We start from the raw sequence: 13,201 nt of genomic DNA on the forward strand, positions 1-13,201 counted from the left end.
TCTTTTACACTAAGCGCTGCTACAGCCAAGCTGCCGAGATAACCAAAAACTAACACGAGAAAGAACATGAGCTTTCCCTCCTTTCATTTGCTATTAAAACATGAGGGGCTAAGCCCCTGTCAAGGAGAAAAAGATGAAAACTGGTCAGGTCACACAAAATTTCATGATTACACGCGATACGCTTAGACATTATATCAAGGAAGGCCTGCTGTCCCCTAAACTAGTAAAGGGTAAGTATGATTGGTCAGAAAAGGACATTGAAGATTTAGAGACGATTCTAGGATTACGTCAGATGGGACTTTCTCTTCGTGCTATTTCACGCATCAAGTACCTACATGAAAACGCCTGTTCAACATCGGAACAATGGTTGGAAAATCAGAAAGTCTTTGAGGAAGAAATCCAAACCTGCCAAGATAAAATCGAAATACTCCTAAAACAAAAATCTCTATTGGAAGAAGTACTCATGCAAATTAACCAAAAACTTGAAAAGCCCGACAACTAACCCAAAAATCGCCGATAATTTTTTAATGTTGCTGGTTAATTTATGAACTGCTTTTTAGCCAGATATAAATTTAATAAGCTACCTCATCCTAAAAACAATTTCAAATACAATGCCCTTATGTTCTTCAAAAATTAAACTCCGTCATCATTGCCTTGATTTTAGTACAAGGCGAGTTAACGAAGTAATTAAAGATAAACTAAAAAACTATACAAGGCAACGAGCTGCCGGTTGCTAGAACAGCCTCTAGGCTGTTCTAGGTTGGAAATAGAGAGTGGGAAAGACATCCATGATGGCTCCGCCCATCCCCCTTACGTCGAAGTAATTAAAGATAAACTAATTGACTATATAAATTTCAATTCTTTCTGCATCAATTAATCTGATTTTGATTTTCTCTGAGTGTTATTTTCATCCTATCACAGTCAAACAAGAAGAACCAAAAAAATCAACCTAGGTACACTAAGTTGATTTTTCAGATTAGTTTAGTTTTTCACGGTACTTAGCCACTTCAGCTTTATTTCCCCAGACAAAGTGCCCAGGTTTGATTTCAACCATTTCAGGAGTATCAGTTGAGTAATCATGTTGATTTGGATCGTAAACAATCAATTCTTTCTGACGTTCCAAGATTGGATCTGGAATTGGTACAGCTGATAAAAGAGATTGGGTGTAAGGATGGATTGGATTTCGGAAGAGTTCTTCCGTTTCAGCCACCTCAACGATAACTCCCTTATGAATAACTGCAATACGATCTGAAATAAAACGCACAACAGATAAATCATGAGCGATGAAAAGGTAGGTTAGTCCTTTTTCTTTTTGAATTTTTTTCAAAAGGTTGAGAACTTGAGCTCGTACGGAAACATCCAAGGCAGAAATGGGTTCGTCTGCAATGATAAATTCTGGTTCCATGACCAATGCACGAGCAATACCGATACGCTGACGTTGACCACCTGAGAACTCATGTGGGTAACGTGTCAAATGTTCAGCTAAGAGCCCAACTTCCGCCATCATATCTGTAACTTTTTTCTTGCGATCTGCTTCATCTTTAAAAAGTTTGAAATTATAAAGACCTTCTGAAATGATATAATCAACCGTTGCACGTTCATTCAAGCTTGCGGCAGGGTCTTGGAAAATCATCTGAATTTTTGAAATCAATTCATTTTGCTCAGCACGCGTTTTCTTTCCGTTGATACGCTTACCATTATAGAGAATGTCCCCCGCACTAGTTTCATTCAAACCAATGATAGCACGACCAATGGTCGTTTTACCGGAACCAGATTCACCAACAAGTGAGAAGGTTTCTCCCTTGTTAATGAAGAAGTTGGCATTCTTAACTGCAACAAATTTCTTTTTTCCTTCTCCGAAGGAAATTTCCAAATCTTTAATTTCGACTAATTTTTCAGTCATTTCCTTCCTCCTAGTTGATCATTTTTTGAGAAATTTTTTGGTGCAAATCCTGAATAACTTCTGGTTTGTCAACCTTTGGTGCATCAGGATGAAGCAACCAAGTCTTAGCCCAGTGTGTTTCAGAAACGGCAAATTTAGGAACATCTTCTTCAAAATCAATCTTCATAGCATAGCGAGAACGTGGTGCAAAAGCATCACCTTTGATTGATGTATAAAGTGAAGGTGGTGTTCCAGGAATTGAGAAAAGGACACCTTTTTCATCAGCCAACTGTGGCAAACTTGACAGAAGACTCCAAGTGTAGGGGTGTTTTGGATCATAAAAGATTTCTTCTACCGTTCCATATTCGACAATATCACCCGCATACATAACAGCAACCTTATCAGCAATACTTGCTACCACGCCAAGGTCATGAGTAATGAAGATTGTTGTAAAATTATATTCTTTTTGAAGATTTTTGAGCAAGTCAATAATTTGTGCTTGAATTGTCACATCAAGCGCCGTTGTTGGCTCATCACAAATCAAGACATCTGGCTTACATGCCAAGGCAATGGCAATAACAATACGTTGACGCATCCCCCCAGAATACTGAAGAGGATATTCGTCATAACGTCTCTCAGCTTCAGGGATACCAACTTTTTTCATGTAGTCAATAGCCATTTCCTTAGCTTCTGCCTTAGTTTTACCTTGGTGTTTGATAATAACTTCAGAGATTTGTTTTCCGATGGTTTGAATCGGATCAAGGCTGGTCATTGGGTCTTGGAAAATGGTAGAAATTTTTCCACCACGAATTTTTTCCCAATCTGCATTGGATTTTAAATCTGTCAATTCTTGACCGCGATACTTGATAGAACCATTGGCAATACGGCCGTTAGATTCTAACATTCCTGTAAAAGTTTTAGTCAAAACAGATTTACCGCTTCCTGATTCACCAACGACGGCAAGAACCTCACCCTCGTAGAGATCAATGGAAATATTACGAATAGCAGTCAAGACACGGTCACGAACATCAAATTCCACGACCACATCTTGAGCACTTAAGATTACATTATTAGTGTTAGTCATTGTTACTCCTATCTATGTGTACGTGGATCGCTGGCATCCGCAAGGTTTTGACCAACGATGTAAAGTGGCAAGGATACCAAAATCAAAGTTGTCAACGGAATCCAGAAAAGATATGCATTAGTTGTCAAATTTGATGAATAATTAGCAATCAAACGTCCTAAACTTGGCTCTGTTACTGGCAAGCCAATACCAAAAGCCGAAAGGAAAGCTTCATAAGAGATATAAGCTGGAAGCATTTGTGATACCAAGGTTACGATAACTGAAACCAATTGTGGCAAGAGATTTTTGACAGCAATTTTAACCGTTGAGGTTCCCAAAGTACGACTTGCAAGGTTATACTCCAAATCACGGTAGCGCATGACTTGCACACGAATAGAATAGGCAATCCCAATCCAACCCGTGATACAGAAAGCTAAGATCAAATTCCAGAAACCTGAACCAAGAGAGTAGGTCAAAATCATAACAATCATGATGAAAGGAAGGTTTGAAATGACATTGTAAACCTCAATCATGACTTTATCAACCGCCTTAGACACACCCCAAAGAGCACCAATAACGATACCGAGGACAATATTGATTAATGTTGCAATGACCGAAATCAAGATGGAGTTGCGGGCACCATACCAAACACCATCAAAGAGTGACTGACCATTTTTATCAGTACCAAACCAATACTGCGCATTTGGCCAAATGTAACGTTTTGAAAAGTCGTTGATATCACTAACATCGTTGAAGTCAAAGTTCGCAAACATTGGATAGATAAAACTCATCAAAATGATAGCAATCAGAAGAACCAACATAAAAATCGTTGATTTCTTTGAGAAAAATTGTCTGAAGACCGATTTCCAATAAGAATAGGTAGGAGCATCAATGGTTTCAGACGCGTAAGTGTCTAATTCGACAAATTCAAATTTACTTTTGTCAATCGTAGCCATTATTTACCTCCTTTTGTAGACAATTTGATACGTGGGTCAAGGACAGTCATCAAGATATCCCCAACAAGAAGAGCGAAGATTGCCAATACTGCAAAGATAAAGACAAGACCGACAACCATGGCATTGTTTGCTGCAGCGATAGCATCAATCAGCATTTTACCCATACCAGGGAAAGCAAAAACTTTTTCTGTCAATGTTGCTCCTGCAATTGTTGCAACAATAGCCCCTGGAATCCCATTGACAATCGGAACCATGGCATTTTTGAAGAGGTGATGACGTGAAATCTCAGCTTCAGATAAACCTTTAGCTCGGGCAAAACGAACAAAATCACTTCCTTGCAAGTCAACAATATAACGACGGAACCAAATGGCAATACCTGGCGCTCCCAAAACCCCCAAAATGATAGCTGGAAGAGCATAAGAACGAGGATCGCTAGCTCCCAAAAGTGGGAACGTATCTGGCAATCCAAAAAGTTTAGAACCAATGAAACGAATGACGTAAATACTTGCAATACTTGGCATAGCAAGCATAAAGGTTACTGTCGCAGTAGAGAAGCGGTCAAAGATTCCATCTTTATAACGAGCCATCAACAGACCTACTGGCAAACCAATGATATAAGATAGAAGAACCCCAATAAGACCCGCCTTCAATGAGTTTGAAATCATTGATGGTTCGGAGTAATTGTTTTGTGTGGCCGTATAGGCATCACCCTTACCAAAATTAGAGATATCTCGAGCATCAGCTTGTTTAGGTGACTTATAGGTCCGTGAATAGATATCAATTGATGACACTTTGGTTTGACCAGTTGGGAATTTCACTTCTTGAGCCAATGTTTTCCCTTGACCTTGAGTGATGACTTGCAAGACAGGAATATTAGCAAAAGTAGGATAAGATGTTCCTAAATTAAAAGTTACGATATTTTGATGGATAAATGGGAATTTCCCGTTAAAGTAAATCAAATATTTATGCTTCGTTCCTGAACCAACAAGGGCAGGGCCAACGGCAGGATCATTTTCAAAACGAACGTAGCGTTTCAAATTTGGATTTGAAGCGTCTTGAATTTTCCAAGGATGGTCAATGACAATCAGATTAGAGTAAAAACTCCAAAGACGTTCATAAATAGGAATTTCACGCGTTGCGTAATATTGACCAGATTCAAACTTTTGAAGTTTCCAATTGCCACCTGCCGATTTGAGGTAAGCTTGATAAGCCTTTTTATCAGATGCACTTCCTTCATTGGTAACTTTTGAATCAACTTTTTTTGTAGCAGCAACCAATTCCTTAGTACTAAGGTAATCAATATAGCCCATTCTTTCATAAATGGTATTTTCGTAATCAGCCTTTTTATCTGGCGTCACGGCAATCTTGGTATAATTCGGATCCTGTTTAAAAATCAGCTTCCGTGGTACAAGAGTGAAGACGATAGCATAGGTCAATGTCGTCACTAAAAATATGGAGACTAACGATCTCAGTATTCGGTTAAAAATGTATTTCTTCATATTCTTCCCTAACAGTTCAAAAGAACTTTCCCAATGAAAGGAGAAAGTTCTTCAGGAACATTTTAATTATTTTTCAACGTGATCTGCAAGCTCTTTTGCAGCTTTAGCGTTTGATTTTTCTTTTGCAGCTTGGTACTTCTTAAGAGCTTTAGCGTACTCTTTAGCCGTAACAGGTTTGTCTTGAAGCTTCATGTATTTGTAGCTAGTAGAATCACCTTTAACCCCAACATAAGAATTAGCTCTTGTAAATGGAACGATTCTAGTAAGGCTTGGTACAGCACCTTTCGAAATTGTTGGAATCATAACAGCGCTATCTGTCAACCAAGCTTGAGCTTTCGCATAAGCTTCGTAACGTGCATTTACATCGTCTGTAATCGCATTTGCTTCATCAAGCATTGCTTGGTATTTATCCAAACCTACTGATTGAATCATAGCTGTATCAGTATCAGCGACACCTATACGATAAGTTGTGGCAGCACCTTTCTGTGTACCGAAGATATCTAAGTATGATGATGGGTCAGAGTAGTCTGGTGACCAACCTGAGATTGACAAGTCGTAGTCATTTTGCTCTGGTGTTTCAGCTTGGTAGGTTGCTGCTAACCATTCATCTTCAGTGACTTGTTTGATATTGATTTGAATGTTATCAGAACCAAGGCTCTTTTCAACAGACTGTTTGAACGATTGTGCACGTTGTACAGAAATTTCGTCTGTTTGTGAAACTGGGAAGTCCAACTGAATTGGGAAGGTTACACCTTCAGCCGTAAGTGCTTCCTTAGCTTTTGCAAATTCTGTTTTTGCCTTTTCTGGGTTGTAAAGACCATCTTGTGCATCTGAAAGATCAACGTCTTTCCATTCATCACCATATGAAGCCAGATCAGCCTCTACCGTATCACCGAAGTCTTTACCATCAATTTGAACAAATGCTGGTGGAACCAAGGTATTACGCAAAGCTTTATCCTTAGCTTCTTCACCATTTCCTTGAGCATTGAATGAAGCACGGTCAAAGCCAAAGGTTACCGCTTGACGGAAGTCTTTGTTGTTCATAGCCTTCTTAGAGTCTGACAATTGTGCATCAGTCTTATCTGAGATTTTATGCAAAGTACGGTTCATGTTGAAATAAATCATGTAAGTTGAACCATCTTGTTGGCCGTAAACAATGTCGTCACCGTATTTCTTCACAGCTGTCTTATAGCTTGGTGCTGTTGGGTACAAGCGTGCAGCTACATAGGAACCTTCGTCAAAGTTGTTGTATTGTGAGTCTGGGTCAGAACCATCATAATAAGTCAATTTAACGTTGTCAATATGGACATTGTCAGCATCCCAGTAGTTAGGATTCTTTTCAAATTCCATTGATGACTTAGCAGTGATTGATTTCAAGAGGTATGGACCATTGTAAAGAAGTGAAGATGGGTCAGTTTGTTTACCGAAGTCTTTGCCTTTTGATTTCAAGAATTCAGCGTTGACTGGAGCCATAATACTGTAAGTCAATTTAGAATTCCAGTAGGTTTCAGGTTTGTTAAGTGTATATTGAACAGTGTGATCGTCAACTGCTTTAACACCTACCGTTGAGAAATCCTTAGTCTTACCATCAATATAGTCTTGGAGACCTTTGATAGAGCCTTGGACAACGTAAAGAGCTTCTGATTCTGAATCAACGGCATGTTTTAGACCAGTAACAAAGTCCTGTGCTGTAACATCAGCATACTCTTCGCCATCAGCAGTGTACCATTTAGCATCTTTGCGAAGTTTGTAAGTGTAGGTCAAACCATCCTTAGATACTGTCCAATCCTTGGCAAGCGATGGAATCAAGTTACCGTATTGGTCGTTTTCCAAAAGACCATCAATGAGGTTATTAGTGATTTCACTTGTCCCTGCTTGGTTCATCTTGATGTAATCAAGAGAGACTGGTTCAGATGGATATATGTAGTTGTAAGTTGATGATGAACTAGTGCTGTCAGAACTCTTGCTACCACATGCAGCAAGGAAAGATGCAGATAGCAATGTTACTCCTGCGGCAAAAAGCCATTTGCTTTTATTCTTCATAAAAGTACCTCTAAAAACTAATTTTTTCATTTTTCGTACAATTCATCGTGTACGTTTATGTGTGTTATTATACCATAAAATTTTCTTAAAAAAAGCGATTAAAGCTAAAAAATTGTCTGAAAATTGTGTGCAACTTTTCAAAAAATGCTTTGAAGCTTGAAATTACTGACTTTTTATGGAGCAAAAAAATTTTTAAAATAAATTTTTTCTTTACGAATGCGCTTTCCTACAAACAACCAATTTAATTTCTTCTGTTAACAATTATGTTGAAAAAAGACGCTACTCCTCAAAATCAGGTTGCATTCTTTAGGTTACATTTCAAACTAGCATTTGGCATAAGATCATCGTGCTCACCGACCATTCTCCAAAGATAAACTGGTGTACTATTTTTTTGATTTTTCATTGGAGAACTTCAAAAAAAGAAGAGAAGAGTCAACAAACTTTTTTAGCTTGTCAATTCTTCTCTCCAACTCGAAGTTGATATCACTATTCTAGGTGATCTGCTAGTTCTTCTTCATATTTGGCATTTGATTTGGCTTTTTCTTTCAACCATTTCTCCCGCGCTTTATTAAATTCTTTTGAGGTGACAGGTTCATCAAGAAGTTTCTTATATTTGAAACTAGAGTTCCCTTTTGTCCCTGTCCATGAGAAAGCACTTGAGTAAGGCTTGAGTTTAGTAACAATTGGACTTCCGCCACGTGTAAAAATTGGAATCATAACCGCACTGTCTGTGAAGGCTGCTTGTGCTTTTGCATATGTTGTATAACGTTTTTGCAGATCATTAGTTTCCTTAACGGCTTCATCCAGATAATCTTCAAAAACATCCAATCCAACTTGGTGAACAATATCTGCATTCTGACCAGGATTTAACCCAACATAGTGAATGTAGCTGCCGTCTGTTGGTCTATAAATATCAAGGAAAGTAGAAGGATCATCATAGTCTGCTGACCAACCCTCAATAGCTAAATCCCAATCCTTTTGCTCTGCATTATTTGCAAAATAGGTCGTGTTGTTATAATCATCAGTAGTCAACTGATTGATATCAATCACAACATTGTCTTTCCCAAGAGAAGCTTCTAGGGATTGTTTGAGAGAGTTTGCTTGATTGACACCCACCGAATAAGTTTGGTCAACAGAAATATCCAAGTGAATCGGGAAGGTAACACCTTCTGATTGAAGAACTTCCTTAGCTTTTTCAAATGATTTTTTTGCTTTTTCTGGATTATAAAATCCATCTTGTGCATCTTCAAGATTGACATCTTTCCAAACATCTCCATAATTGTCAAGTTCTTCTTTGACCGCGGTTCCAAAATCTTTGGTGCCAATTTGAACAAATGTTGGAGGAACTACTAAATTACGGAGCGACTTACTAGCGGCTTGTTCTCCAACCTTTTGAGCATTAAAAGCCTCACGATTAAGAGCAAAGCCGATTGCTTGACGGAAATCTTTATTCAAGATAGCTGTTTTCGTATCATTTTTCTGACTGTCTGATGTTTTTTTGGTAAATTGGTTAGCCGTACGATTCAAATTAAAATGCAGCGAATAAACAGTGCTATCTTGAAGTCCAAAAACAATATTTTTATCATACTTCTTAGCCGCTGACTTGTAACTTGAATCATTAGGATTCAAACTTAGAGCCGAATACACCCCGTCATCAAAATTTTTGTAGATGGACTCAGTTTCAGAACCATCATTGTAAATCAATTTGATTTGGTCAATGTGAACATTTTTCGCATCCCAGTAATTAGGGTTCTTCTCAAAAGAAATTTCAGACTTAGCAGTTAGATTTTTCAAGAAGTAGGCACCATTATATAGGATACTTGAAGGATCCGTTGTCCCAAATTTTTTCCCTTTGGATTCGAGAAATTCTTCGTTTACAGGAAAGAGAATCTGTGCCGTCGTTTTAGAATTCCAAAAACTTTCTGGATTATTTAGTGTATATTGAACGGTATAATCATCCAAGGCTTTGACACCAACAGTTGAAAAATCTTTCGTTTTCCCTTTGACATAATCGTCCAAGCCCTTGATGGAATCTTGAATGAGATAAAGCGCTGAGGATTCCCCCTCCACTGCATGTTTAATACCTGCCACAAAATCATTGGCTGTAACTTCAGCATACTCTTCTCCCTCAGAAGTGTACCATTTGACACCTTTTCTGAGTTTGTAGGTGTAAGTCAATCCATCTTTTGAAACTGTCCAATCTTTCGCTAGCGATGGGACTAAGTTTCCGTATTGGTCATTTTCTAATAACCCGTCAACTCCATTTGTAGTGAGATCTGAAGTTGTCGCATTAAAATTGACAATATAATCCAGCGAATCTGGATCGGTTGCATAAACGTATTGATACACTTTCTCACTTGAACTATTCTTATTGCTACCGCAAGCTGTCAAAGCCAGAAGAGATAAACTAGCAACTCCCAAAACAAGAAGTTTTTTCCTCATCAATGTCATAAAGTTCCTCCTATTTATTAGAACAGATGGTAATAAAAATTCATATTATTTCATTGTCCAATCCATCACAATAGGCTATTTCTTCATTTTTATTCAAACGAAGGTCTATTGCTTGTATTTTATTATATCATACTTTTTAAGAATTGTTTATGTTTTCTGAAAATTTCGCTAATTTATTTTTTTACAAGACTTGTGATATAATGAAGAAAAATGGTTTTGGGATACTGATATACATATGAAAAAATTTTTTGCGCTCTTCATTGTTTGCCTTACCCTCGCAGGTACAAAGGTTAAAGCTGAAGAATTTGATGTTGCAGCTAATCATGCTCTAGCTGTTGAACTCACTACTGGAAAAATCCTTTATGAAAAAAACGCCGACTCTCTGCAGTCCGTAACGTCTTTAAATAAACTTTTGACCATTTACATGGTTTACAAAGAAATTGCTGCCGGTAGATTATCTTGGCAAAGTTCTGTTGATATTTCTGATTACGCTTATGCACTAACGACTGATTACTCTATTAGTAACGTGCCTCTGGACGCTCGGAAATATACTGTTGAAGAACTTGTCAAGGTAACACTAATCGCTAATGCAAATAGCCCTGCCATTGCCCTAGCTGAGCATATCGGAGGCAGTGAAAGTAAATTTGTGGATATGATGCAGGCCCAACTTCAAGAGTGGGGAATTACCGATGCTAAGTTAATCAATGCTTCTGGACTACCAAATAGCTATCTTGGAGATAATATCTATCCGGGATCTAGTAAAAAATCTAAAAATAAATTAAGCGCCTACGATCTTGCTATCATTAGTTATCATTTGGTCAAAGATTTCCCAGAAGTTTTGAAAATAACAAGTTCACAAAGCACAGACTTTGAAGGCTATACCTTGTACAACGACAACTATATGCTCAAAGACTTGCTTTATCAACGTTCCGGTGTAGATGGGCTTTTATTGGGAACTTCAAAAACTGCCGGTGATTCTTTCATAACGACAAGTACTGAGAATGGTATGAAGGTGCTGACAGTTATTCTTGGAGCTTCTGGTGCTGAGAGCAACAGCTATGCTAGCTTTGATGCAGCAAATGGATTGCTTGACTACATTCAAACTAATTTTAAACTTTCAACCGTTCTAAAAAAAGGCAAAACTTACCAAAATAGCTCTGTCAAGGTCATTGATGGTCAGGAAAACCAAGTAGCTAGCGTTGCCAAAAATGATTTTAAGGTGGTAAAAAGTAAATCTTCCTCTTCCAAACTCTCACTTAAAGTCAATTTCAACTCAAGGGCTCTTGTTGCTCCTGTCGCAGCAGGGCAAACGGTTGGAACAGCTAGTTTTGAAGACCCTGCTTTGATTGGTCAAGGCTACTTAGAACAAAAGCCAAGCATAGAACTCATCACAAAGACTAGCGTGAACCGAGACTTTTTCCTTACCGTTTGGTGGAATCACTTTGTTAATTATGTTAACGAAAACCTCTAAACTTTAAGAACTTTTTGAATTCTAAACTAATAACGAAAAATTAGTTTAGAATTGAGACAAAAGCAGCCAGCAGGCTGCAACTTCAGCTTTCTAAAAAGTTTCCCCTGAAATTTCAGTTGGCTCTCGCTACTAAATGACACATGCACGCTTCAGCTTGGAAGCCACAAACATGAAAAACAAACCAAAAGAATCTAACTATAGTTAATTAGTTTATCTTTTATTACTTCGACGTAAGAGGAAACTCCATTTTCTTATTTCCAACTTCAAAAACTCCACTGGATTGTTTGAACTCACTTTGCCGTACTTTACGAAAGTGACTTGCTTCGCATGTCTTATTTCCAACCTAGAACAGCCTAGAGGCTGTTCTAGCAACCTGCAGCTCGTTGCCTTGTACTAAAAGCAAACTAAAAGACTATAACAGTCATTTGTGAAAAAGAGAAAAACGATTAGACCAACCCCCGTTTCTTTCTTATTCCTATCTTCAAACTTACTTGGACAAACCTTTGACCAAGCGTGGGTAACTTGTTACAATAATGCTATGAAAAAATACATCCTAAGTCTTTGCTTTCTTTTAATCCTGTTTTTCACCTCTGCTGTTGCTGCCGAGGAACCTGACATCGCTGCTCAAAATGTCATTGCTGTCGAGACCAGCACAGGGAAAGTTCTCTACGATAAAAATGCTGACAGCAAAAATTATATTGCCTCCATCAGTAAAATATTGACTATTTACTTGGTTTTGGAAAACATTCATGAAGGAAAATTAAGCTGGGACACCGAGGTAAGTTTGTCTGACTATGCTTATGGATTAGTTGAAGACCCAACCATCAGCAATCCCGGAATGACCAACCGCGTCTATACTGTCCGTGAATTAGTCAATGCCAGCATGGTAGTCAGTGCTAACAGCGCAGCCATTGCTCTAGCTGAAAAAGTTGCCGGTAGCGAACCAGCCTTTGTGGATCTGATGCGCGCTAAGCTTGAGGAATGGGGAATTACAGATTATCAAATTGTTAATTCAAGTGGCTTAAACAATAGTGCCTTGAACGGCAATATCTATCCTAATTCTGGTGAAAATGATGAAAACATGCTCAGCGCCAAAAGCGTTGCCATCATTGCCTATCATCTCATCCAAGATTTCCCTGAGATTTTAGATATTAGCAGTCAGTCTAGTGTTGAGTTGGGAGATGAAAGCTATGCTACCTCTAATAAAATGTTAGCAGGGCAAATTTTGGAGCGTCAGGGGGTTGATGGTCTAAAAACTGGAACAACAGAGTTAGCGGGGCAAACCTTGGTTATTACTAGTAAAGAAAATGGCATGCGCATTATAGCTGTTATTCTTCATGCAGACAATGCTGACAGTGATGACTATGCACGTTTTACTGAAGCCAGTAAACTACTAGATTATCTCTATCAAACTTTTGAGTTGACCGATTTATATAGCTCTGGACAACATTTACATTCACTGGCAATCAGTAACGAAAGCACCAAAAAAGTGACCCCTTATGTCAAAGATAGCCTAACTGTCGTTAGACGAAAGGGGAGCGATGTCAGTGAAACTATCACACTTGACTTAGCTTATAATAAACTGACCTCCCCTATTTCTAAAAATCAAAAAATAGGCCGGTTAATTTTTAACGATCCAGATGTAATTGGTGATGGTTATCTCTTTAAAGAACCTTCCATCTCTCTTTACTCGTCTGAAAAAATCACACAGAGTTGGCAAAGTCACCTTAAAGCCTTTTTTCAAAACCTTCTTAAAAAATTTTTCTAGCTTTAGGAATCAGTAAAGACATTTACTGATTTTTTTGTTATGATATAATCATACAACACAATCTGTCT

9 protein-coding genes are annotated in these 13,201 nt (G+C 38.1%); 3 read left to right on the plus strand and 6 right to left on the minus strand.

Going from position 1 to position 13,201, the window contains the following annotated elements:
* Window positions 1-133: 133 nt before the first annotated feature.
* The gene (locus A3I7_RS0101145; protein WP_018374951.1) at window positions 134-502 is read left to right on the plus strand and encodes a MerR family transcriptional regulator; all 369 of its coding nucleotides are present in this window, start codon (window positions 134-136) and stop codon (window positions 500-502) included.
* A 474-nt stretch (window positions 503-976) separates the two neighbouring features.
* On the opposite strand, the gene A3I7_RS0101150 is transcribed toward A3I7_RS0101145, so the two are convergent.
* From A3I7_RS0101150 to A3I7_RS0101175, 6 genes are all read right to left on the minus strand, one after another.
* A complete protein-coding gene (locus tag A3I7_RS0101150; RefSeq protein ID WP_018374952.1) occupies window positions 977-1,903 on the minus strand; it encodes an ATP-binding cassette domain-containing protein in 927 nt (308 codons plus the stop codon).
* A gap of 10 nt (window positions 1,904-1,913) precedes the next feature.
* Window positions 1,914-2,966 (minus strand): ABC transporter ATP-binding protein, encoded by a 1,053-nt coding sequence (locus tag A3I7_RS0101155; RefSeq protein WP_018374953.1) that lies wholly within the window; start codon window positions 2,964-2,966, stop codon window positions 1,914-1,916.
* A gap of 8 nt (window positions 2,967-2,974) precedes the next feature.
* Window positions 2,975-3,901 (minus strand): oligopeptide ABC transporter permease OppC, encoded by a 927-nt coding sequence (oppC, locus tag A3I7_RS0101160; RefSeq protein WP_018374954.1) that lies wholly within the window; start codon window positions 3,899-3,901, stop codon window positions 2,975-2,977.
* Complete coding sequence (locus A3I7_RS0101165) at window positions 3,901-5,400, minus strand: ABC transporter permease (protein ID WP_026217065.1); 1,500 nt, start codon at window positions 5,398-5,400, stop codon at window positions 3,901-3,903. Before A3I7_RS0101165 ends, oppC begins: the two co-directional genes overlap by 1 nt.
* 66 nt (window positions 5,401-5,466) lie before the next feature.
* Complete coding sequence (locus A3I7_RS0101170) at window positions 5,467-7,443, minus strand: peptide ABC transporter substrate-binding protein (protein WP_018374956.1); 1,977 nt, start codon at window positions 7,441-7,443, stop codon at window positions 5,467-5,469.
* Between the two features lie 486 nt (window positions 7,444-7,929).
* Window positions 7,930-9,894, minus strand: coding sequence for a peptide ABC transporter substrate-binding protein (locus A3I7_RS0101175; RefSeq protein WP_018374957.1), 1,965 nt, complete (start codon window positions 9,892-9,894; stop codon window positions 7,930-7,932).
* Between the two features lie 235 nt (window positions 9,895-10,129).
* Here A3I7_RS0101175 and pbp3 (A3I7_RS0101180) point away from each other — a divergent pair, with 235 nt between their 5' ends.
* A complete protein-coding gene (gene pbp3 / locus A3I7_RS0101180) occupies window positions 10,130-11,365 on the plus strand; it encodes a D-alanyl-D-alanine carboxypeptidase PBP3 (protein ID WP_018374958.1) in 1,236 nt (411 codons plus the stop codon).
* 427 nt (window positions 11,366-11,792) lie between these two features.
* Window positions 11,793-13,133 (plus strand): D-alanyl-D-alanine carboxypeptidase PBP3, encoded by a 1,341-nt coding sequence (gene pbp3 / locus A3I7_RS0101185; protein ID WP_018374959.1) that lies wholly within the window; start codon window positions 11,793-11,795, stop codon window positions 13,131-13,133.
* Window positions 13,134-13,201 lie beyond the last annotated feature (68 nt).

Origin of the sequence: Streptococcus orisratti DSM 15617 (assembly GCF_000380105.1) — a bacterium.
GTDB lineage: Bacteria > Bacillota > Bacilli > Lactobacillales > Streptococcaceae > Streptococcus > Streptococcus orisratti.

What these genes read in the sequence shown, in the direction of transcription:
- A3I7_RS0101145 (WP_018374951.1), top strand. Translation starts at nt 134, where the DNA reads ATGAAAACTGGTCAGGTCACACAAAATTTCATGATTACACGCGATACG.
- A3I7_RS0101150 (WP_018374952.1), bottom strand. Translation starts at nt 1,903, where the DNA reads ATGACTGAAAAATTAGTCGAAATTAAAGATTTGGAAATTTCCTTCGGA.
- A3I7_RS0101155 (WP_018374953.1), bottom strand. Translation starts at nt 2,966, where the DNA reads ATGACTAACACTAATAATGTAATCTTAAGTGCTCAAGATGTGGTCGTG.
- oppC (WP_018374954.1), bottom strand. Translation starts at nt 3,901, where the DNA reads ATGGCTACGATTGACAAAAGTAAATTTGAATTTGTCGAATTAGACACT.
- A3I7_RS0101165 (WP_026217065.1), bottom strand. Translation starts at nt 5,400, where the DNA reads ATGAAGAAATACATTTTTAACCGAATACTGAGATCGTTAGTCTCCATA.
- A3I7_RS0101170 (WP_018374956.1), bottom strand. Translation starts at nt 7,443, where the DNA reads ATGAAGAATAAAAGCAAATGGCTTTTTGCCGCAGGAGTAACATTGCTA.
- A3I7_RS0101175 (WP_018374957.1), bottom strand. Translation starts at nt 9,894, where the DNA reads ATGACATTGATGAGGAAAAAACTTCTTGTTTTGGGAGTTGCTAGTTTA.
- pbp3 (WP_018374958.1), top strand. Translation starts at nt 10,130, where the DNA reads ATGAAAAAATTTTTTGCGCTCTTCATTGTTTGCCTTACCCTCGCAGGT.